Source organism: Clostridioides sp. ES-S-0190-01, from assembly GCF_020658275.1.
Classification (GTDB): Bacteria; Bacillota; Clostridia; order Peptostreptococcales; family Peptostreptococcaceae; genus Clostridioides.
Window position 1 is genome coordinate 352,023 of record NZ_JACVWA010000012.1, and the last position, 23,246, is coordinate 375,268.

At 27.7% G+C, this 23,246-nt stretch carries 23 protein-coding genes; 4 read left to right on the forward strand and 19 right to left on the reverse strand.

All coding sequences use genetic code 11. The features are described from left to right. Positions 1-157 precede the first annotated feature (157 nt). The 18 genes from IC214_RS03215 to IC214_RS03300 form a co-directional block, all read right to left on the reverse strand. Positions 158-1,480 (reverse strand): M56 family metallopeptidase, encoded by a 1,323-nt coding sequence (locus IC214_RS03215; protein WP_227433624.1) that lies wholly within the window; start codon positions 1,478-1,480, stop codon positions 158-160. A gap of 10 nt (positions 1,481-1,490) precedes the next feature. Further along, positions 1,491-1,850 (reverse strand): BlaI/MecI/CopY family transcriptional regulator, encoded by a 360-nt coding sequence (locus tag IC214_RS03220; protein ID WP_227433625.1) that lies wholly within the window; start codon positions 1,848-1,850, stop codon positions 1,491-1,493. A 204-nt stretch (positions 1,851-2,054) separates the two neighbouring features. After that, positions 2,055-2,834 (reverse strand): DUF975 family protein, encoded by a 780-nt coding sequence (locus IC214_RS03225; RefSeq protein WP_227855832.1) that lies wholly within the window; start codon positions 2,832-2,834, stop codon positions 2,055-2,057. 287 nt (positions 2,835-3,121) lie between these two features. Then, the gene (locus IC214_RS03230; protein WP_227433627.1) at positions 3,122-3,733 is read right to left on the reverse strand and encodes a hypothetical protein; all 612 of its coding nucleotides are present in this window, start codon (positions 3,731-3,733) and stop codon (positions 3,122-3,124) included. Between the two features lie 92 nt (positions 3,734-3,825). Then, positions 3,826-4,815 (reverse strand): ornithine cyclodeaminase family protein, encoded by a 990-nt coding sequence (locus tag IC214_RS03235; RefSeq protein ID WP_227433628.1) that lies wholly within the window; start codon positions 4,813-4,815, stop codon positions 3,826-3,828. A gap of 107 nt (positions 4,816-4,922) precedes the next feature. Continuing rightward, positions 4,923-5,786, reverse strand: coding sequence for a DUF3298 and DUF4163 domain-containing protein (locus tag IC214_RS03240; RefSeq protein WP_227483649.1), 864 nt, complete (start codon positions 5,784-5,786; stop codon positions 4,923-4,925). 119 nt (positions 5,787-5,905) lie between these two features. Next, positions 5,906-6,487 (reverse strand): CheB methylesterase domain-containing protein, encoded by a 582-nt coding sequence (locus tag IC214_RS03245; protein WP_227483650.1) that lies wholly within the window; start codon positions 6,485-6,487, stop codon positions 5,906-5,908. Between the two features lie 39 nt (positions 6,488-6,526). Continuing rightward, a complete protein-coding gene (locus tag IC214_RS03250) occupies positions 6,527-7,330 on the reverse strand; it encodes a CheR family methyltransferase (protein WP_227866223.1) in 804 nt (267 codons plus the stop codon). Positions 7,331-7,366: 36 nt separating this feature from the next. Next, entirely contained in the window at positions 7,367-7,807 is a 441-nt protein-coding gene (locus IC214_RS03255; protein WP_227433632.1) for a chemotaxis protein CheW, read from the reverse strand. 12 nt (positions 7,808-7,819) lie between these two features. Continuing rightward, positions 7,820-9,946: a chemotaxis protein CheA gene (locus tag IC214_RS03260; RefSeq protein ID WP_227866224.1), complete on the reverse strand. Its 2,127-nt coding sequence runs from the start codon at positions 9,944-9,946 to the stop codon at positions 7,820-7,822. A 61-nt stretch (positions 9,947-10,007) separates the two neighbouring features. After that, the gene (locus tag IC214_RS03265) at positions 10,008-11,711 is read right to left on the reverse strand and encodes a methyl-accepting chemotaxis protein (protein ID WP_227433634.1); all 1,704 of its coding nucleotides are present in this window, start codon (positions 11,709-11,711) and stop codon (positions 10,008-10,010) included. A 41-nt stretch (positions 11,712-11,752) separates the two neighbouring features. After that, on the reverse strand, positions 11,753-12,712 hold the full coding sequence (locus tag IC214_RS03270; RefSeq protein ID WP_227433635.1) for a diguanylate cyclase: 960 nt from the start codon (positions 12,710-12,712) through the stop codon (positions 11,753-11,755). A 146-nt stretch (positions 12,713-12,858) separates the two neighbouring features. Further along, positions 12,859-13,365 (reverse strand): chemotaxis protein CheW, encoded by a 507-nt coding sequence (locus tag IC214_RS03275; RefSeq protein ID WP_227433636.1) that lies wholly within the window; start codon positions 13,363-13,365, stop codon positions 12,859-12,861. 40 nt (positions 13,366-13,405) lie between these two features. Next, positions 13,406-13,891 carry a chemotaxis protein CheD gene (locus IC214_RS03280; RefSeq protein WP_227433637.1) on the reverse strand — a complete coding sequence of 162 codons (486 nt, stop codon included), beginning with the start codon at positions 13,889-13,891 and terminating at the stop codon, positions 13,406-13,408. Next, positions 13,888-14,535 (reverse strand): chemotaxis protein CheC, encoded by a 648-nt coding sequence (locus tag IC214_RS21060; protein WP_413926631.1) that lies wholly within the window; start codon positions 14,533-14,535, stop codon positions 13,888-13,890. Before IC214_RS21060 ends, IC214_RS03280 begins: the two co-directional genes overlap by 4 nt. Positions 14,536-14,569: 34 nt before the next feature. Further along, positions 14,570-14,932: a response regulator gene (locus IC214_RS03290; RefSeq protein WP_227433638.1), complete on the reverse strand. Its 363-nt coding sequence runs from the start codon at positions 14,930-14,932 to the stop codon at positions 14,570-14,572. 598 nt (positions 14,933-15,530) lie between these two features. Continuing rightward, on the reverse strand, positions 15,531-16,031 hold the full coding sequence (locus IC214_RS03295) for a GyrI-like domain-containing protein (RefSeq protein WP_227433639.1): 501 nt from the start codon (positions 16,029-16,031) through the stop codon (positions 15,531-15,533). A gap of 127 nt (positions 16,032-16,158) precedes the next feature. Beyond that, positions 16,159-17,070: a helix-turn-helix transcriptional regulator gene (locus tag IC214_RS03300; RefSeq protein WP_227433640.1), complete on the reverse strand. Its 912-nt coding sequence runs from the start codon at positions 17,068-17,070 to the stop codon at positions 16,159-16,161. 353 nt (positions 17,071-17,423) lie between these two features. Between IC214_RS03300 and IC214_RS03305 the strand changes: the two genes are divergently transcribed. The 4 genes from IC214_RS03305 (at position 17,424) to IC214_RS03320 (ending at position 21,180) form a co-directional block, all read left to right on the forward strand. Then, on the forward strand, positions 17,424-18,275 hold the full coding sequence (locus IC214_RS03305; protein ID WP_227483653.1) for a DUF3100 domain-containing protein: 852 nt from the start codon (positions 17,424-17,426) through the stop codon (positions 18,273-18,275). 3 nt (positions 18,276-18,278) lie between these two features. Continuing rightward, on the forward strand, positions 18,279-18,749 hold the full coding sequence (locus tag IC214_RS03310; RefSeq protein WP_227433642.1) for a hypothetical protein: 471 nt from the start codon (positions 18,279-18,281) through the stop codon (positions 18,747-18,749). Positions 18,750-18,761: 12 nt separating this feature from the next. Further along, a complete protein-coding gene (locus tag IC214_RS03315) occupies positions 18,762-20,072 on the forward strand; it encodes a M20 family metallopeptidase (RefSeq protein WP_227433643.1) in 1,311 nt (436 codons plus the stop codon). A gap of 244 nt (positions 20,073-20,316) precedes the next feature. Continuing rightward, positions 20,317-21,180 (forward strand): MerR family transcriptional regulator, encoded by an 864-nt coding sequence (locus IC214_RS03320; protein ID WP_227866225.1) that lies wholly within the window; start codon positions 20,317-20,319, stop codon positions 21,178-21,180. A 376-nt stretch (positions 21,181-21,556) separates the two neighbouring features. Here the strand turns inward: IC214_RS03320 and IC214_RS03325 are convergent, their stop codons facing one another. Next, positions 21,557-22,618 carry a GGDEF domain-containing protein gene (locus IC214_RS03325; protein ID WP_227835822.1) on the reverse strand — a complete coding sequence of 354 codons (1,062 nt, stop codon included), beginning with the start codon at positions 22,616-22,618 and terminating at the stop codon, positions 21,557-21,559. Positions 22,619-23,246: the final 628 nt, after the last annotated feature.

The window sequence follows — 23,246 nt, forward strand, 5'->3', positions numbered from 1 at the left end:
GCAATAGTTATTTACTACATCTTTAGACTATCATAATAGTCATAATTGTGTCAAGTATTTCTATAAAATTTTTTAATAAAAAATACTATCTCAAAATAAATTTAATTATTTTAAGATAGTATTCCTAATTCTCAACCCATCCTTATTTGTCATATATCTAGTTGCTTTCAGAATCTTTATACTGCAATTTATTATTTGTTAAAATCTTCATACTTTTTGTTACAGATATCTTCTTAGAAATATTATCAGTTGGTACAACTGAATACTTTGACATATTAGAATACACTTCTTCTACATCAACCTTTGAAGTAATTTTCTGCATTTTATATGTTTCTGATGTACTTAAATCAATGCTTTCATCACTTTTAGCTGATAATCCCACAGAAATATTTGTATTATTTATCTTAGATTCTATTTTTAATGGCTGACCTCCTATTGAAAAGTCGTTTTTATTACTTTGCTCAATTTCCATTAGATTAAAAGATTCAACTTCATCAATTTCTTTATTTCCAGTTGCAAAAACAACACTAGTCCCACAAATTAACACAGCTGAAACTAAAAAAGTAATATAGGTTGATTTTTTAAACTTCATAACATTAACTATTCTTTCTTCTATCTTTGTCTTTCCAAATCCGTTATAAAGTGTCATTGGAAATGTATTATGTTCCTCTGCTAAACTTATAAGCGTAGTTGCATAATCAGCTCTATATTCTTCACCAACTATACTCATTACCTTTTCATCACAACTAAATTCTATATCTTTATTCAATAAAAAAAGCATTACCCAAACTAAAGGATTGAACCAATGGACAGCAAGAGCTACAATCATAAACAACTTCAATATATTGTCAAACCTATTGATATGAACCAATTCATGAGTTAAGACAAAGTTTAGAGTTTGGTTATTGCTATAGTCCATTTGTTTTGGCAAAATAATATTCGGTTTTAAAATACCAGTTGTAAGAGGTGTTTTAGTAAATTCAGAAATACAAACAAAGAATTTTCTAAGACCTCTATTATCATATGCCCACTTTTTAATAAATTCATGATTTTTTATATGTATCGAAGTTTTAAAAAGATTAATCGTCCTGGTATACTTAAAGCATAAAAACATAATAAAAGTAATAGAAATTCCAAACGTTAAAATACTTGATATTTCCAATGCTGTAAAATTCTCAAGATTGAATAAAGCCTTAGAATCTCCAAAATTATTCTTACTGATAGAATTATTATTCTTCTTAATTGAATAATCCACAGCGGATGCATTTCCCAATTGAGCATCAAAATTTGACTCAATAATGCTATAAATACTAAAAGTAGAATTTAAACTTACTGGTACTAAAAGTTTAAACAAAACAACTAGCCATAATAATACAAATACTTTTTTAGGCAATTTTTTAAACAAACATGCTCTTATAAAAATAACAATTAAAATTAAAACCCCAGAAGTAACACTCATTTCTAACAATTTAGTGAACATTAATCTTACCTCACTTTAATTTCTCAACAATCTGTTTAAGTTTTGTAATCTCATCACTTGAGAGATTTTCTTTATTAATAAAAGCTGAAAGAAATTTCTCTGAAGACCCTCCAAACATTTTATTAATTAAGCTTTCTGTTTCATGCTTCTGAACTTCTTCTTTGCTTATTAAAGGTCTACAAACAAAGTTTGGTTCAATTCTTTCTATTGCACCTTTTGATACTAATTTTTTTATAACTGTATACGTAGTGTTTCTATTCCACCCTGTTTCTTCCTTTAAAACTTTTACTAATTCCCCTGCTTTACTTTCTCCTATCTCCCATAGAACTTCCATCACCTTAAGTTCTGAATCAAATAATTTTATTTCCATATAAAATCGCTCCTCAAATATGGTTATCACAATAGTCAATATTATAATTTAAAACTATCACAGTAGTCTATGTGATGTCAACCATTTATTTTTTTAATAACAAAAACTGTCCTTTAAAGAAATAGTTCTTGTAAAAGACAGTCTTGTCATTTTTATACTTTAATATCTAAATAAAGCTTTATTTTATTTAACTATAAAACCATCTTAATACATAGAATAAGATTTTTCCTTATCTAATAATATATCTTCTACATCTGGATTATCTTTTAATAATTCTCTATAGAAATTACAATTAGTAACTCCTATATATGGAATTAACCATAACAAACCTATTCCTAAAGTAAATATAGTCAATATATACCATCCTATAAAGCTAAGATTTAATATAAATAGTTTAAGTACATTACCCTTCATCATATCTAAACTAGCACCCATTGCTTTAAATACACCAAGATTATCTTTATCTTCACATATTAAAAAAGCAGCTTGAGAAATGTATAATAACAATATATAAACTGGCAACATCAACACAATTACTATAATAACTAGAGTTATGGCAGTAGAAATTACAGTTCCTACTCCAACATTATTACTTGATAGATATTCAATTGCTCCACTAGTAATTAAAACTCCAAATGACAAAAATGCTCCGATAATTGTGATTATAAAAGAATAAATATAAACAGCAATTGATTCTAATATATAAAGTCCAAAACTTCTTAAATAAATTCTTCCATTTACGAAGATATCTCCCATCTTGACTTTTTTATCTTTAGTAATCTTTAAAAACATACATGTAAATCCTGCTGCAACTAAAAAACCTATTATCGCTACTATGATAGTAGTTAAGGGTTCAAAAGGCAATCCTATAAATGATATAGCTACTATCAACGCAATATATATTGCCATATTAATTGCACATGTTCCCCAGTTTCCAGATAACTGAGCTTTTGATACTCTTTTTAATTCTTGCCTTGATAACATAAAAAACACCCCTTTCATTTTATATAAAAAATCTCCCTAAAAGCATATAAATAAACTTTTATCATATAATATAATATTAATATATCATATTTTCGACTATATAACACACAATTATTCACCATGTTTTATCAAGATATAGCATAATTGTATTGAAAGTTTTATATAGTCAAAACTGCCAAGTATATCAAATAAATTTGAAAGGTAGTGTTCAATAAATAATAAAATAAACTATCTTTCAAACAGTTTATTATATGTTTAAAAGATAGTTTTAGTGTCTTTAAAATAAATTAAATTGTATATATTCCTTCACATAATTTTTGTATATTGCTAGGTGGTTGCCATTTACCATCTTTTTTTGTATATGTAATTGAAGTTGTAACATCTTTCGTTGGCTTTTTGTTATAAAGGTCTATAATCATTTTTGCCATATCATCTTGAACTTCTTTTTCTGCTTTATTGTAATTATTTTTATCAGTTACATATGATTTTACTAAATCGTTTGCCTCAGACATTACTTTACTAGTATCCAATGCTTTACTTACAACTTTTAAAGTTATCTTATCCTTACTAGAAGAATCTACTGTTACTGTCTTTTCAACACCTTGTATTAATTTAACAATTGTGTCATATATCTTTTCAGCATTCTCTTTTCCATAAAGAGGTGTTAATTGAGCAAGCATTGAAACTTTATCTGTGTTATTATAAGTTTGAATTTGTTTATATTCAGCTTCTGTTAAAGCATCAGAAATGCCTTTTTCATCGTATTTATACATTTCTAGTGCTGCTAAATTAGCTTCAAAATTCGACTTTACTTTTTCTTCTGCATTAGAACAGCCTATAGTTAGAACTAAAACTAAAGCCATAATAGAAGACAAGATTAATTTTTTTACCATTTTCATACAAATATCCTCCCTCAGTTAATTGAATAAAAAAATTTATTTATTAATATTATAGCATAATTTTGTCTAATTATAAGTTTATTTTGAAAATTTTACCATTCCCAATCTATTCCAATCCCTCTATCTTTTGCTTTATCATATATTCTTTTCGCTGTTACGACATCTTGTACACCTATTCCGACACTTTTAAACACAATTATTTCGTCATCATTTTCTCTCCCGGAAATAGTTCCATTTATAACATTTCCCAAATCACCACTAAAATCAGCTTTGCTTATTTTACCTTCTTCTAGAGGAATTAATATATCTCCTGATTCTGATAAAACTGCATCTGTTGATTCAAAAAATATCTTAGATGCTCTAGTTAAACAAGTTGGACACATCTCTTGCATATCTGGTAAGTATGAGCCTACAGCACTCACTAATGCTCCCTTTTTAACCAAATTTCCATCAAATACTGGTTTTTTTGATGTTGTTGCTAAAACTATTACATCAGCATTATCTATGGCTTCATCAGATGACTCAGCTGCAACTATTTTAGTATTATATTTACTTAGCTTTAAGTTCATCTCTTTTGCAAATTTTTCTCTACTTTCTTTATTTCTACTGAAAACTCTTACTTCATCTAAATTTCTAGCTTCTAACATAGCTTCAAGTTGTGACTCACCTTGTCCTCCCAAGCCTATTAAAGCCCCTATCTTAGAATCCTTTTTAGCTAAAACATCTATAGCTGCACCAGATGCTGCACCAGTACGAACTTGAGTTATATAAGTACCATCTAAAGCAGCACATACTTCTCCAGTCTCCCCATCTAATAATAATACTGTTGCTGGAATTACTGGTTTGCCTTTTTGAGCATTTTTAGGGAATACAGATACAATTTTTATTCCTGCACACCCTAAGTCCTCTACATATCCTGGCATAAATAACATACTAGCATCCTGACTTGGAACTGGTATATTAGTTCTCAAAGGAGTTACACTTTTTCCTTCACAATAAATTCTAAAAGCCTCTTTATCAGCCTCAATTGCGTCTCTCATAGTAAATACTTTTTTTATGTCGTCTTTTTTTAAAAGTAGCATTTTATATACCCCCAATTTTAATAAGTTTCTATGCTAGATATTATAACATAACATTTTAATACAAATTCTATTTCATATTAAATAAATATATTTCAAATTAAATAATCCTATTTCATATTAAACAAATCTACATACTCCGATTTTAACATATAGCTTATTAGTTTTTTGTTTATTGAAAATTCTGGTATTCCTGCTGCATATGGAGTTATATCGTATAAATCAAAATATATAACTAAGTTATCATCTTGCAAATAAAAATTTTGATTTTCTTTTATCCCTTTAAAATTATATATTCCTACATTTTCTTTATCTTTCTTTTCTAAATCAGTTATTTGTTGTTTAATTTCCTCATCTATAACTTCTTTATATTTAGTATTATCTTTAAATAGGTCCATTAATTCTAAAAACTTCCCTGTTCTCATATCTACATTATAAGCTATATCTTGATAATAACCATGTGCTCCACCACTGTAAGTATAATATCTTACCTTTATACTAAGAGCAGAATCAGTATTCTTTTTAAGTTCAAAGTCTACATTTGCAACAAATTTATTTTCTTCATCAGGATTATCTTTAAGGTATTGTTTTGCCTCTTTATACGATTTGTTATAAAATTCAAATATATCATTTTTTATTCTATCATTTGTAGACCTTTCAACAATCTTATTTGAATTTGTTATTATAGGCATATTTATAGTACTTTCTATATATTCATCATTTTTCACTATTGTCTTACTTCCTATTGTACTTACTGATAAAGTTTGTTTACTATTTGTAGTATCTTTTGGCAATGATTGATTACTCATAACGCTTACAGCTTCTTTGTCTTTATTTAGATTAAGTAAAGCATCTTTCCCCAAATTATTATATCTATAGTCATGTTTAATTGCTAAAATAGCTATTATAGTCAAGGATAAAACAAACACATATCTTAAAACTCTAGCTTTCGTATTTACTTTAAAAAATTTCATCTTATTATTTTCCTCCTAAATATAAATCTCTCTTATTATATTTGGAGTTTCTAGGGTTTTTTATCCATATAATTTAATAAAAGATTAATTTTTATTTATAAAAATTAATCTTTTTCTTTTCAAATATTAAGATGACTTATCAGACAACTTGAAATTTTATCAAGTGGTAATTGGATTACAACAGAACCTCTATCAAATGCTACCATTGGCATTCCATATACAATGCAAGAATTTTTATCTTGCCCAATTGTAAATGAACCTTTCTCTCTCATTTTCAAAAGTCCAGTTGCTCCATCTGAACCCATTCCTGTAAGTATTATTCCTACTGAGTTTTTACCTGCTACTTGTGCTACTGAATCAAACAAAACATCTACAGATGGACAATGTCCACTTATTCTTTCACCTTCTTCACAAGTTACATAATACCCATCTTTATCTAAATGTAATTTCATTTGATATCCACCAGGTGCAATAAGTACATTTCCTTGCTCTACTCTATCATTATTTTTAGCTTCTCTTACATTCATAATACACTGCTTATCAAGTCGTTGTGCATACATCTCAGTAAATATAGCTGGCATATGTTGAGCTACAACAACCCCTGGTGTAGATTTTGGTAAGTCTTTTATAATCTCAAGTATTGCTTCTGTTCCACCTATAGATGCGCCTATAGCAATGACCCTGTTATTAATATTTTCCACATTACCGCCCCCACAAAATCATATATCTAAAATATTCTTCTATTTTTTATAAACAGCAGGTTTTACATAGTCGTATTCTGTATTTCTTCTATTTACTATCTCTGCATGACCTACAAATAAAAATCCATCTTTTTTAGTTACATCATAAAATTTATTTATAAGCTCTTCTTTTGTTTTTAAATCGAAATAAATCATAACATTTCTACAAAAAATCAAATCAAAAAGTTGATGTGAGAAATCTTCAATTAAATTGAATGGTTTAAAAAATACACTTTTTCTAATCTTATCACAAACTTTAAATGTACCATCTTTATTATCTATGAAATATTTTTTCTTCCATAATTTTGGAACATTATCAACATTTGCTTCTGTGTATACAGCTCTTTTAGCTTTTTCAAGTGAATTCATTGAAATATCTGTGGCTATAATTTTAATATTCCACAGGTCTTTCCTACTCCCAAAATAATCATCTAAAGTCATAGCTATTGAATATGCTTCTTCTCCACTAGAGCAACCTGCACTCCATATATTTAAGTTTCTGAGTTTATTATTTTCTTCCCAAAAAGGAAGTATATTATTATACATATACTCAAAATGCTGATGTTCTCTCATAAAAAATGTATGATTTGTGCTCAACCTATTTATTAAATTTATAGCTTCATTTCCTGTCTTATCTCTAAATAATAGGTTCATATATTGACTAAAAGAACTAAACCTTCTCTCTCGCATTGTATTATATAGTCGTCCTTCAATTAATACTCTTTTTTTGCTTAAATCAATTCCGTACTCTTTTTTTATATAGTTTACAAGAATTTTAAATTCTTCATCAGTGAGTTTTATCATACAAAAAACTTCCTCCTGCCAATTTATCAAAGCTAATTACATGCTGTCAATTAGAAACTTTCGAATATCTAAAATTAGTATAGACTTATCTCCAACTTTTACAATCTCTTTTATAACTTTATTTATATTTATGTTGTTAGAAATAGTTGTCTCTAGTAAGTTTAAGTCATCTATAAGAACGACATCAACAACTTTGTCTACAATAATTCCAACTTGATACTCATCAATTTTTATAATTATTATGCATGTTCTCTCATTATAATCAACTTCAGGAAGATTGTATCTAATATGCATATCAATAACTGGTATAATTCTTCCTCTCAAATTAATAACTCCATTTATATAATTTGGAAGACGTGGTACATATGTTATTGGTTGAAACCTTATAGTCTCAATTACATTTTCTAATTCTATTCCATAAATAACATCATTAACATAAAATGTTAATACTTGTTTTATAATATCATTTGTAGACATACTTTAAATCCCCTAATATATTTCCATAATGTTATCTGCATCTATAATCAGACTTATACTTCCATCACCAAGTATTGTGCATCCTGAAAAACCATTGTTTTTCATATTAAATCTGTTAAAATAAACTGGAAATGGCTTTACTACAACCTGTTGAGTTCCTATTATTTCATCCACAAAAATACATACTGCTTTATACTCATTTTCTATGATTATCATATTTCCATTTACTAATTCAGTTATATCTGTATGAATATCATATATTTTATGTAATCTTATAATAGGAATACATGCTCCATATATTGTAATTAATTCTGTTCCACTACCATCTTTAATTACTTGGCTTAAATCTGCAAGTTTAAATGTACTTCTTATTGATGATATTGGCAAAGTAAACATCGAGTTTCCAACTTTGAACTCCATACCTTCTACTATAGAAAGTGTCAGTGGTATTTTTATAGTAAATGTTGTTCCTTCATCTTTTGTACTTTTTACACCAATTGAACCACCAACTTTTTCAATACTTTTACGAACAATATCCATCCCTACTCCTCTACCAGAAAATTCAGTTATAGATTCCTTTGTAGAAAATCCTGGAGTCATAATTAAAGAGTTAATTTCATCATCAGTATATTCATTAATTTGATGTTTAAGAAGACCTTGTTCTTTAGCTTTTTCCAAAATCTTATCTTTCATGAGACCTCTGCCATCATCTGAAATACTTATGACAGCTTCTCCGCCTAAATTTTCAGCAGATAAAATTATAGTTCCTATTTCTTTTTTACCCTTAGATATGCGTTCATCAGCAGGCTCTATTGCATGGTCCATAGCATTTCTTATAAGATGCATAAATGGTTCTGCTAAATTATCCATTACATTTTTATCTACTTCTGTTTCATTTCCTATAGTTACTAGTTCAACATTTTTATCTAATTTTTTATTCATATCTCGTACAATTCTATGCATTTTTTGAAATACACCTGCAATTTTAACCATACGCATTGACATTACTATATCCTGCAATTCATCTGTAAGCTTATGTAATTGTCTGGTTGCTTTATTGAAATTATCTATATCAACACCTTTAGAATCTACACTATTTACAACCATTGATTCCATAATTACAATTTCTCCAACTATATTTTGAAGTAAATCTAGTTTTTCTAAATTTACAGTCATAATATTTTGTTTACTTATAGGAAGATGCTCATTTCCTTCAATTAAAACATCTTGCTCTAAGTCAATTTTCTCATTTAAGACACTTTCTTGTAATGCACTTTTTTCTTTTACAAAATTATTTTCATCTTTAGAATTTGTCTCCAAATTAGTTTTTGGGTTTTTCACCAACATATCATCCTGTTTTTCACTTGTATATATATCATCTTTATCAACATTTGAATACTCTTTTACATATAGATTATCTTTTATTGTTTTATAAATTATGTTTTTATCATCTTTAGCAATAAATTGTATATAAAATCCATATTTTTTAATATATTCTGCTGTACCTGTATTCTTTTCTACGTCTTCAGGATAAAATGCTAGAAATTCACAGTAATCTTGCAATTCAAATGTAAGCATAAAAGCTCTTACATTTTCCATCATACAATCTTGTTCAAAAACTATTTTGACTATGTCTGAACCTTCTCTATATGAAAAATTTAAATTAGTTATTTCTTTTTCGTATGTGTCTTCTAAGTTCAACTTATCTTGTAATTTTGTAGAACTTGATAGTTCTAGAGTACTTACATAATCTTCAATATCTTTTATAAAGCTAGAGCAATCAGAAGTTGTACAATCTCCTGATTGTAATTTACCAACATCATATTTTATAAAATCTAATGCTTGAAAAACTAAATCAAACAATAAATCATTATCTATAATCTCTATTTTTCTTTCACGTATAATATAAAATAGGTCTTCTACACTGTGTGCTAAAGCAGACATATTATCTAGACCCATCATAGAAGCTGAGCCTTTTATTGTATGCATAATTCTAAAAGTTTCATTAATATTACTGTCGCTAAATATTCTTTCTTTTTCTGTCTGAATCATAATTTCATCTAATTGCTCAAGTAATAGACTTGTCTCAAATATAAACATATCTAACATTGGTCTCATACTTGGTTCAATGTAATTCATATTTATCACCTACAGTCGACAAATAAATTTCTATTTTTTCTTATATATAATATTCTATAATCTAAATCCACGATGATTTTCTTATCTCACTTTCTTTTAGATGAAATTTTTCTACTAATTCTTTTAAAATTTGTGCTTGAGCAGACATTTCTTCTGAAGCTGCAGCACTTTCCTCTGCTGTTGCAGAGTTCATTTGAACTACTATTGAAATTTGCTCTATTCCAGATAAAATCTGTGTAATTGCTATCTCTTGACTATGCACAGATGAAGAAATTCCATTAATATAATCAGTAGTTTTTTCTACACCATTTACAACTAAGTCTAATGCTTTTGCAGTTTCTTTTGCAATTTTGACACCATTTTCCACTGTTTTAATAGCTTCTTCTATAAGAATTGCTGTGTTTTGAGCTGCTTTAGCACTTTTTCCAGCCAAAGACCTAACTTCATCTGCAACAACTGCAAATCCTCTACCATATTGACCTGCTCTTGCTGCTTCAACGGCTGCGTTTAATGCAAGAATATTAGTTTGAAAAGCTATCTCATCTATGGTTTTGATTATCTTTGATATTTCATTTGATTTTTCACTTATTGCCTCCATTGATGTCATCATATCATCCATACATCTACTTCCAAAACCAACTTGTAATGCTGATTGGTCAGATACTTCACATGCAAGACTAGCACTATCTGCACATTGCTTAATTCCATCAGATATTTCATTAATTGTAGAGGCTAATTCTTCTACTGAACTAGCTTGTTCAGTAGCACCCTGCGAAAGAGCTTGTGCTCCTGCTGCTACTTGTTCTGATGCACTTGCAACTTGCTCAGCTGACAGATTTATTTCATAGAAATCATCATTAAAAGAATTTATTATACTTTCTAATGATGTTTTGATTGATTTAAAATCTCCTATAAATTCTTGTTCTATGTCTATTCTTAAATCCCCTTTTGCAATGCTAGTTAATGTACTGTCTATGAGGTCTATATAATTTAATAACATATCTTGCATCTTTTTAACAGAACTTACTAACATTCCTATTTCAGATTTACTTTCTTCAACATCTATACTTGTTCTTAAATCACCAGATGCAATTCTTGAAAAATGTTTTTCTACCTTATTAATAGGAATTACTATCTTTAGTTTTATTACTGCATATTCTATTATTGTTAATATGATTAATAGTGAGAGTATAAATATCGTTCTTAGTATCAAACTTTGTAATTCTTTTTTAACTTCTACAATTTCAGAATTTGAACGAGTAACCACATCCTCTTGAAATTCATCTATTAAAGAATCCATTTTTTCTTGAGATTCTACATATTCGCTACTAAAAATTATACTTTGAGCTAAGCTCTTGTCATTACTTTCAACTGCATTTATAGCACTTTGTTCTTTTGGTACCAAAGAATCAGATATCTCCTTAGCTTCCAAAATTTTATTTGACTCAGTCTTTGTAAGACCAATTTTTTCAAGTTTATTTAAAGCAGATTCTCTTGTTTTTCCATATAGCTCTTTTTCATAGACATCTTTATCCTTTTTTTCACCTGTAAAAACGTACCTTCTTAACATGTCACAAACTTCTCTTGTTGTGTCTTTTATATACTGACTTTCATTTCTCAAATTGTTCATGTCATTGATACTTTTTTCCACTTTTTCAAATGCTTTATAAGATGAAATTGAAGAAAAAATGCCTGCCATAACAGCTAGTACTATAATAATTAGCAATACTATTGCCAATTTGGAAAGCTTTACTTCTCTTTTCATATCTGTACTCCTTTATAAAGTAAGTTTATCAAGATATCAATCTATATCTTCTTTAGTCCATTCATTGTACTTACTACACTGCAATCTTTGCCTAGATTTTTTCCCTCGTACATTGCCTTATCTGCTAGGGATATATTTTCTTCTAATGATATATTTGAGTTTACCTCTACTACTCCTAATGTAATAGTACATTTTATTTCATTTCCTTTATAGTTAAATTCAAATTCCTTTATTTCTTTGCGAATTCTCTCTGAAAGTATTTTTGCCCCTTCTATTGAAGTATTAGTGAGCATTATCAAAAATTCTTCTCCACCCCATCTTGATACAGTATCAATTTGTCTACAATTCTTTTTAATTATACTTGAGATTACTGTTAGCACAAAATCTCCTGCTTCATGACCATAAGTATCATTAATAACTTTAAAATCGTCAATATCTCCAAGAATAAGAGATACTGTTTCATGACTATATCTATTAATTTTTCTTTGTTCCATAAGCTGATTAATTATATGACGTCTATTGTAAAGACCTGTTAGATAATCCCTTACAACTAATCTATTTAATTTTTCAAGAGAAGATTCCAGTTCATTATTTATTTTTCTTAATTTATCTTGAGATTTTTTGACTTCAATATGAGCCATAACACGAGCTTTTAATTCTGTCATACTAAAAGGTTTTACCATATAGTCTATTGCTCCTACTCCAAAACCCTTTACTACATCTGTATCTGTATTTTTTGAAGTTATAAAAATTATAGGTATATCTTCTGTACGAATATTAGATTTGAGTTCTCTACACAATTCAAATCCAGAATTGTCTGGCAAAATTATATCAAGCAGAATAATGTCTGGTGTACACTCTTTAATACACTCTTTTGCTTCTATTGCATTAAATGCTTTTATGACTTTAAAATTATCTTTTGTAAGTGTTTTATCTATTAAATCGCACATTAGAACACTATCATCAACAACTAAAATTGTTCCTTGTTGCTTATTTTCCATATCCAAACCTCTCTTAAACATAATATATTCAAATTTTAATAATTTAAAATTCTTACACTTAATAATTATACCACTATAGTTCCAAATGTTATCATTATAATATAATTACAATGTCACTAAATTATATATCTGTGTTACATGGTAGTTTAATTGTATTTAAAAAGCAATTCATCTATCAAAAGTTCTTCTTCATCAGTCAAAAGCTTCTTCAAATCTAACAAGGTAATTATTTGATTGTCTATCTCTCCAATACCACTTACAAAATAATCTGAATATTCAAGAGTAACCCTTGGTGGAGGTGATATCTGATTTTCTTCTAAATCTATTATCTCCTCAACTTTATCAACCATAAATCCCACTACTAAATTTTCCAATCCGGCTATTACTATATATACATAATCAGTAGTATTTAAATTATTTTTCCTCAGTCTCAAATGCATATCTATTATCGGGATAATTTTTCCCCTCAAATTTATTATTCCTTTTGAATAGGTTGGAAGTTCTGGAATAAATATGATTTCCTGATTCCCAACAATTTCTATGACTTTTTCAAGTTCAATACCAAAGTTCTGTTCGTCCATTTTAAATTTTAGGTACTTAATCCCCTCATCTACTAACTCATAACCTAAATATGGGTCATCTGGAAATCTCATTTAATACCTCCCCCTTAAATATCTTCTAAATAAAAATAATCTATATTTTCTTCTTTCCTTTATTTATTGAGTCTACAATTAAATCGCCTGTCTCAGTATAAAAGCGTATTGTTCTTCCATAATTCATTCCTGTATCTTCTGCTATTATTGGAATTTTTAAGCTTAAAAGAGTTTTTTTTACTGCTTCAACATTCCTATACCCTATGCTTGCAATTGATGAATTACTATTTCCTAAAAACATCTGGGCTCCTCCAGCTATTTTTGCTTTTATATATGTCCTATTTGCACCTATATGCTCCATAGACTTAATAAGTTCCTTTATTCCTGTGTCAGCAAATTTATATTTATTTTCAATGTGAATAGCATCTTTACTATATGGCAACATAACATGTAACATTCCACCAATTCCTGCTGTTTTATCTATTAAACATACTCCTACACAAGAACCAAGTGCATAAGTAACCAAAACATTTGGTTTATACACTATTTTCATGTCTGCAATATTTACTACTATCTCTCTACTCATACTGATAATCCCAATCTTACTAATATGTCTTTAAGCGAGTCCATTTCTGGAATCATCAATATGTGGCTAATAAAATAATTATCGCTATTTTTAAATTTATTTTCTATAAATAAAATTTTGTCCCCAACATCAGAAAATCTTATCATAGGAACATTCAACACAGCTCCGACCATATCAATACACATATCTGGAACCGAAATACTTATGTTCATGTTTAGCATAGATGCAATAGCATTTACATAAGAACTTGCCATAATATTTCCTATTTCTTTGATTGCAGAAATTTCAATACCTGTAATTTCGTCTAAGAAAGCTTCATCTTTATTAAAAAGAGAATTAAGCATAAGTTTAGTGATTGATTCATCCAACAAAAACATAAACATCCCATTAATATCGCCTTTCATATCAAGTAGAATGCATACAACCTTGTTTTCTGGACCTCCAAGTAAATTTGTAGCTTCATTATATTTAAGTATCTTGACCATGGGTATTAATACTTCTATCTTACTATTTATCATGGATGCAAGTGCAGTAATTGCATTCCCAGAGCCTATATTACCAATTTCTCTAAGAGCATCTATATGAATATTATCAAGTTGTGAATAATTTATAATATAAACCCCTCCCTCTATTGTTACATTTATGTATTTTTACTATATAAAGGTGTATTTACAGCCTTTATTTTAAGGCATTATTTACAACTTTAACCAATGTTTCTGTTTTAAATGGTTTTACTATAAAATCTAGTGCTCCAAGCTTTATAGCTTCCACAATCATATTTTCTTGCCCTATTGCAGAACACATCACCACTTTAGCATTTGAATCCAACATTTTTATTTCCTTTAATACCTCTAGACCATCTTTTTTAGGCATTGTAATATCAAGTAATGTCAAATCAGGCATTTCATCTTTAAACATATTATAAGCTTCTTCTCCATCACTTGCTTCTACTAAATTCTCGTAGCCACTTTTACTCAGAGCTTCTTTAATCATCATTCTCATAAAAATAGCATCATCTACTATTAAAATTTTATTTTCCATAAAACTAACTCCTCCATACTTGTAACAATAAATGCTATTATTTTTCAGTCATTGTTTATACTTACTGACTATTTTCCCTACATAATAAATACATTTCATCTATAAATAAAAGTACATATTCATGCTATACTATATTCAACTTTATTAATACAGTTTATAAATTAAAAAACTTATATATCTATTGTAATATATGTTTTGCATTTTGACGAGTTATTAAAAACATAATCACATAAAAACGTAAAAAACACAAAAACGTAAAAAGTTGTCAAAAACCAATTATATAGATATATAATAAATTGAAAATATTTATATAATATACATCTATTATCGGCTGAACTATAATTAAATTTATATCCTATTATTAATTAATAAATTCTTACATATTGCTAAAGGAAGATTTAAATTATGAACAAAATATTGATTATAAACGATTATAGATAATTTTGTGAACTATTCAAAAATTGTATACTTAAAGAAATCACAATATTATCACTTTTAAAGATAAAATAAAAATTGGGAGTGTATAGTACACTCCCTCATGATTATCAACTTGTTTATTCCTATAATAAGTTTTATATATTAAAATTTATCAATGAATTTATCTTATTCCAATGTAAATATGAACTTCTTGCTTATTCATATCATATGTATTATTTTGATATTCTTCAAAATCACTTATATAAGTTCTATCAAAATCCATTTTCCAAAACTCAAACCAGAATTCTCCTACTGACTTTTGTATATCTCCTGTTATAGTGAATTTTGCATATTTACCACCTGGTATAACTTTGCTTATAACAAACTCTCCACAAATATCTTTTTCATTAAATTCACTTAAGTTGTTGTCCTTATCATCTTCACTATTTACTTCACAACATGCTACAAAGTTATATGGATTTGTAAAATCACCTTGATAGTCTGTATATAAACCTATTGTTTTATCATTTTTTTTACCTTTTATAGCATTATAGATACCCTTCCCCATAAAGCTTTTCCATAATTCACCTATGTCTTTTACTGCTTGTCCGTTGTTATTTGTAGTTTCTTTTGATACACCCACAACTATTTTTTCACTTATATGTACTATTTCATAATCCATACTTTATACCTCACTTTAGCTTTATTGATTGCTTTTGATTATCTGTTTCTTTAATTTAATTATAATTTATAAAATACGACATCTATATGTCATATATTTTAATATAATTAAATTTAGTAATAGTAACTTATAAGGAATACATCTTAAGCATCTCTTTCAATCTATTTATAACATTATCTCTAATGAATTTAGGTTCAAGTACTTCAACACTATCTCCAAAAGATAAGATATATCCATAAATCCACTCTCCAATTGGGAATTCTGCAATTACATCATATGTATTATCTTCATTTTTAGTTATTAAATCATTGTTAAAATCATCAAAAACTCTATAGAGCATCTTTTCCTTAAATCTTAGCCTCAGAGTTACTGTATCTTCTTTAATTATTTTAGAGTCATCTAAGTATGCCTCTTCAATTATCTTTCTTGAAAATATGTCTTCTTTTACTACTAAGTTTTTCATTCTACTGATTCTAAATATTCTAAAATCGTCCTTTAATTTGCAAAACCCATACAAGTACCAAGTCTTACTTTTATACATTAGCTTCATCGGTTCAACAGTCCTATTTGTCTGACTTGAAAAACTATTTACATAATCAAAATTTATAGTATTGCGTCTTAAAATAGCATTTTTTATTTTTGTAAATTTATCATCCTCATTAAAATTACTTCCCCATTCAGTAAAATCTATTTCAATCCAGTTTGCAAAATTACTTTCTCCAAATATTGAGCCAATTTTATCTACTACTGAATTTATTTCTGGATACTTTGTTGCTTGTAATGTTTGAAGTGCTATTATTAAACTCTCCTTATCTTCCTTTGACAATATAGTTTTGTCTATAGAATATTCTTCTATTAAAGATATTCCTCCTCCTTTGCCTTTAGTCATATATACTGGTACTCCTGACATAGACAGAGTTTCTATATCTCTATATATAGTTCTTGTAGAAACTTCAAACCTCTCAGCCAATGCTTTAGCAGTAACTAATTTTTTATTTAATAGTATTACTATTATTTCTGTTAATCTATTTATTTTCATCTATTATCACCTACTAAGATTATTATATTTATCTTTATTTTCTATAATTATATTATTTATTTTAAAGCTTTTTATATTTTATTCATACAATATTTAAGTAAATTTTTAATAAATAAATTTATATGTTAATATTTTGAAGTTATGTAATATTTTACATATTTTTTCGTTGACAATGTTAAATTTTTGATTTATCCTTAATTAAGGACATGTTATTGACAGTTCTTAAACTTATTTGAAAAACAATTTTACTATATAATTTTATGTAATTTAGGAAAACGTATTATATTCAAGAAAACGTATTTTCTATTTCAAATTCAAATAAGTACAATATTTATTTTTTTAGGGAGGCAATCATGGAAATTAATAAAAAACACTTTATTCAAGTCTTTTTAACTTGCTTAATCTTAGTAGTAGTATGTGAATTTATAGGACAAAGAACATTAGCTATTGGCTCAGCTTCTATAATACTATTTCCAATGCTTTATGCAGTTATAATCGGACTTATAATAACACCTGACTTATTAGGCAAAAAAATTAAAGCACTTAAAAAAGTTATTGGAGAAAAAGAAATCAATATTGCTGGTGAAGTTGTTGGAATTGCGCTAGTAATGCTTGGTATAAAATATGGGACTACAGTTGGCCCAAACATCGATAAGATAATTCAAGCTGGACCTGCATTTCTTGCTCAAGAATTTGGTCACATACTTGCACCAATAGTTGCATTACCTCTTGCATTAATATTTGGTATGAAAAGAGAAGCTATTGGAGCTACTGCAAGTATAAGCCGTGAACCATCTTTAGGAGTTATATCTGAAAAATATGGGATAAATTCTCCAGAAGGTAGTGGCGTACTTGGTACATATTTAATGGGTACAGTTCTTGGTACTATATATTTTAGCGTATTAGGCTCAGTCTCAATTTATAGTGGCCTTCATCCATATGCTTTAGGAATGGCTTGTGGTGTTGGTAGTGGAAGTATGATGACTGCTGCTGCTGGCTCACTTTCTACCATGGTACCTCCAGAAATGGCAGATACAATACTTGCCTATGCAGCAACAAGTAATATGATGTCTAGTATAACAGGAATTATATTCTTGGTCTTTGTATCTTTACCATTTACTAATTTTATGTACAAAATTTTAGAACCTAAATTTTCAAGAAGTAAAAAAACTGACAAAACAAAAACTACAAAAGGAGAGTGCTAATAAATGTTTGCTAATTTAGATTTAAAGAAAAGTTCATATCAATTATTGGTTATGTCTATTATTGGAGTTATAATTCTTATAGGACAAAGAATTAGTGTTGGTACATCTATAGTAACAGCTTTTCCTGGAATGGTAATGTTAATATTAGCTGCTATGGCTGCTATGATTATAAAGGATTTATTTCCTAAATCAATATTTCCTGCTTTTGGATTTGCAACTATAATAGGTCTTTTACTTAGTATGCCATATAGCCCAACATCTGAAGTATTCTTAACTAACACTAATAATATTAATTTTATGGCTATAACAACTCCTCTATTAGCTTTTGCAGGAATTTCTGTTGGAAACAAAATAGAAGCTTTAAAGGAAATGTCATGGAAAATAGTTATAATATCACTTGTTGTCTTTACAACTATATTCTTTGCATGTGCAAGTATAGCTCATATAGTTTTAAGTATTCAAGGTAAAATATAGGAGGAACTTATTATGAATAAAGAACAATTAAAATCTCTAGTAATAAAGACTATCGATGAAAATAAAGAAAAAATATTAGAAATAGGTCATGGAATCTACAAAAACCCAGAATATGGATATAAAGAGTATAAAACTACAGAAGCTGTTTCAAACTTTTTTGAACAAGAACTAAACTTATCTGTCGAAAAAAATATAGCTGTTACAGGATGTAAGGCAGATGCAAATTCTAGTAAAGAAGGTCCTCATATATCTATACTTGGAGAATTAGATGGTATATCATGCAAAGAACACAAAGATTCTAATGAAATAGGTGCATCTCATACTTGTGGACATAACATACAAATAGCTGGAATGTTAGGTGCAGCTATTGGTTTAGTAAAAAGTGGGGTTTTAGAACATTTAGATGGTAAAATATCATTTATGGCTACTCCTGCTGAAGAATTTATTGAATTGGAATACAGGGAACAATTGAAAAAAGAAGGAAAAATAACTTACTTTGGTGGAAAACAAGAACTAATAAAAAGAGGTTACTTTGATGATATAGACATATCTATGATGTTTCACTCTTCAGATTTAGGAGAAGATAAGGCTCTAGTTGGTCCTGAAAGTAATGGCTTTGTCGGCAAAAAAGTTAAATTTATAGGAAAAGAATCTCATGCTGGTTCTGCTCCACATGATGGAATAAATGCTTTAAATGCAGCAATGCTTGCTATAAATAATGTAAATGCACTTAGAGAGACTTTTAAAGAATCTGAAAGAGTTAGATTCCATCCTATCATCACAAAAGGTGGAGATATAGTAAATGTTGTTCCTGCTGATGTTCATATGGAATCATATGTAAGAGCTAGAACTATAAACGGCATGATAGATGCTAATAAAAGAATAAATAAAGCATTGATGGCTGGTGGAATGGCGGTTGGAGCTGATGTTGAAATAACTGAAATTCCTGGGTATCTACCAATATTAAGATACAAAAACCTTGATAACTTATTTAAAAATAACCTTGAAGATTTAGGTTTAAAAGGAAAAATTATTGATGGTGGAGATTTCACTGGTTCATTTGATTTTGGAGATGTATCTCATATAATGCCTACCCTTCACCCTATGATTGGTGGTGTAAAAGGTGCTCTTCATACAAGAGATTTTGAAATAATTGATGAAGACTTAGCTTACATAGTACCTGCTAAGGCTATGGCACTTACAGTTATAGACCTTCTTTTTGATAATGCTAAAGAGACTAAAGGTATATTAGATGCCTTTACACCAGTTATGACTAAAGAAGAATACTTAACATTCTTAGAAAAACACGACAAAACTTTATAGGTCTATTAAGTATTCTTTTTATAATACAAAGGTGGTATATGCTTTAAAAGCTATACCATCTTTTCTTTTCCTTCGTAAAGCCCTCAATATTTATTTAGAAAAAATATAACAAATATATTCATCCTCATGTATAGTAATAGCATACATTAGTAGTTAGAGATAGCATTTACAAATACTGTATATTTCTTATAAAAAAATATTAGCTAACTCTCAATTATTAGGGTACGAAAGAAGGTGAGTTGAAATGATGACATTAAAACAAGTTTCTTCATTAACTGGTGTCAGTATACGTACTCTACAGTTTTATGACGAAGTTGGTTTATTTAAACCTACAAAAATAACTACTGATGGATTACGATTATACGATGATAACGCATTAGAAGTTCTACAAAAAGTTACATTTTTTAAAGAACTTGATTTCACATTAAAAGAAATTGAAGCAATCATGGAAAATCCTCAATTTGATTGTCTAACTGCATTTAAAAATCAAAGAGAACTAATCCAAATAAAGCGAGATAGATTAAATGCTCTATTAGAATTACTTAATAAACTTATAAAAGTAGATAAATGTGTGGATTTTAAAGATTTTAATATGAGTGAGTATTTTCATATTTTAACTGAGTTCAAAGAATCTCACACTGATGAGATTGTCGCACAAACTGAAAGCATTGAAGATTTTGATAAAATAACTTCAGAAATCAAATCATATGAAAATGAAATAGCAAATATGGCAATTAAGCAGTTTGGAAGTCTTGAAAAATACACAAAGGCTATGGAAAATAACTTTCAAAATTTTTTATCTAACAGTACTACTATTTCTCAATCAGAAGTACTTAACCTTATTAAAAAAGGTGATGATATTACAAGAAAACTTACAAAAAATCTAAGTAAAGATGTTGCATCTTTAGATGTCCAAGAATTAGTTAAAGAACTGATTTCTTTTACTAATAAAATTAATAATGGAATAGATATGGGAGATAATTATTGGCCTATTATGTCTGAAAATTATATATCAAACCCTGTATTTATTGAGGTTAACGATAATAAATATGGAGTTGGAGCATCAAAATTTATTGGTCTTGCTTTAAAAGCATACCTTGAAAAATAAAAACTTGATATTACAGTTAGCACTTTATACTATAAATTTGCAAAAAATAGCATTGGTAAACATAATAGATATTTACTGATGCTACTTATTGTAATATTTACAAGGTTACCATTTTTGTAGAAAGCATACAATATTTAGAACGTTGAATTTGAACAGAGTGGCTTCCTGACTCTAGTTATAAATATGTAGAAAATATTTCAGATATAGAAGTTTACTTAAATTCATACCTACAAAATGCAGAACATGAAGTCTGGCTTCCAGTTACAAAAAAATCAGAAAAGAAAAATGGCAGTTTCAAAATTCCAGCTGAAACTACCGTTTTTCTTTTTAAAAATTATATATTACATATACATAAAAATCATGATAAAATATTAAATCAGTTTATTCGATAACACCCTTTTCCTGCTTCCTTTGCTGCATAAAGAGCTTCATCTGCCTTACTATATAAATCTTCAAAATTAGCAATGTTTTTATCACAAATTGAACATCCTAAACTAATATGAAATACATATTCATTCTGTGATAAATCTTCCATATTATCTAATGCATCAAATAATTTCTCAAAGCGTATTTTACAATTCTCCTCATTCTTTAAATCCTTAGCATAGATGGCAAATTCATCACCACCTAATCTTAAAACTACACTATCATAGAAAATATTCTTTATATTATCAGCTACAGCTTGTAAATAACGGTCACCTACAATATGACCATAGGAATCATTGATATATTTAAAATCATCTATATCGATAAGAATAAAAGCTCCATACTTTTTTTCGTCCATAAGATGTTCAATCATTTCAACGCCAGCACCTCGATTATATATACCTGTCAATAAATCAATTTCTGATTTAGTTCTATATTTAATGTAGTTTTCTACACTTTCGATACGGTCATTCAGAATAAAAAAGTTAACACCCACAGATAAAAAATAAAAAGTAACTAAATCAACTAAATCCGCCATAAACATATTTATATCCTTTGCTATAAAGCAACAAATACCATAGATTATAGCAGTTCCTGTTATGTAGAGAGTAATTCTCCATGGTTTATCCAATATGAATAAAGGAAGTACACATATAAAGACCATAATTGTGATTGATGGTTCTGTTTTATCTAGAAAAGTTCCCATCAAAATACCCATTATCATAACTGGAGTTAATGCCAAATAAAAGATAAGCGTTATATGCTGAAAGTGTTTTTTTAAGTAAAATTTAGAAATAATATAAAGAATAAAAAAGTATCCAAGTATAATAAAAAACTCTATATTAAAAGTAACAACTTCTGATAAAATCAATCCAAATACAAACACCATAGCTGAAATAGTGAGTCCTAATAATGACAAACCGCAGAAACATCTATAATTTCTCAATCTAATTTCAGATTTATACAAATTCATCTTCTTTGCTTTAAAATTCTTTAATATTGTTTCTAACATCCTACCTCCCTTGTACATTCCACACTCTTATTCATGAATTATTTTAATACTTCTATAATTCAACTACTGTTGATACACTTATAAATGAACTCTCACATTATTTATTAATTTAAAGAGTGATTTAACTATCATATAGAGCTATTATTCATATTTTTTCATTTTTCTATTAAAATTAACCCAATAATTTCCAATTATATAAATTGATTATATTTCCAATATATTTTTTATAAAAATATAATAATATTACTATCTAGTTTACAAAAACATATAAATAACTTAATATTTTTAATTTTATTTTAATATTTCTTTACTTATTGTTAGAATATATTATATCATTCTCATATACAAAAGTCATTAAAAAGAGCTCCTACATAGGTTATATTCATCATAATATAAACTTGTGTATTTTACTATTTCTCTACGATTCTTTAATCTTTTTATATTTTTCATATAACCTTATGACAATTTATCCCCTTACATATTATTTTTTAGTTCTAACCTAAATACTCCACTTGAGTTGTTATAAAGTTTTGTATTTTATTAATTTATTCTTTTACTAACTTAATATTCCACTAGATTTTTATAAAGTTTTGTTTTAAAATTAATTTTAAAGTATATATATAATACA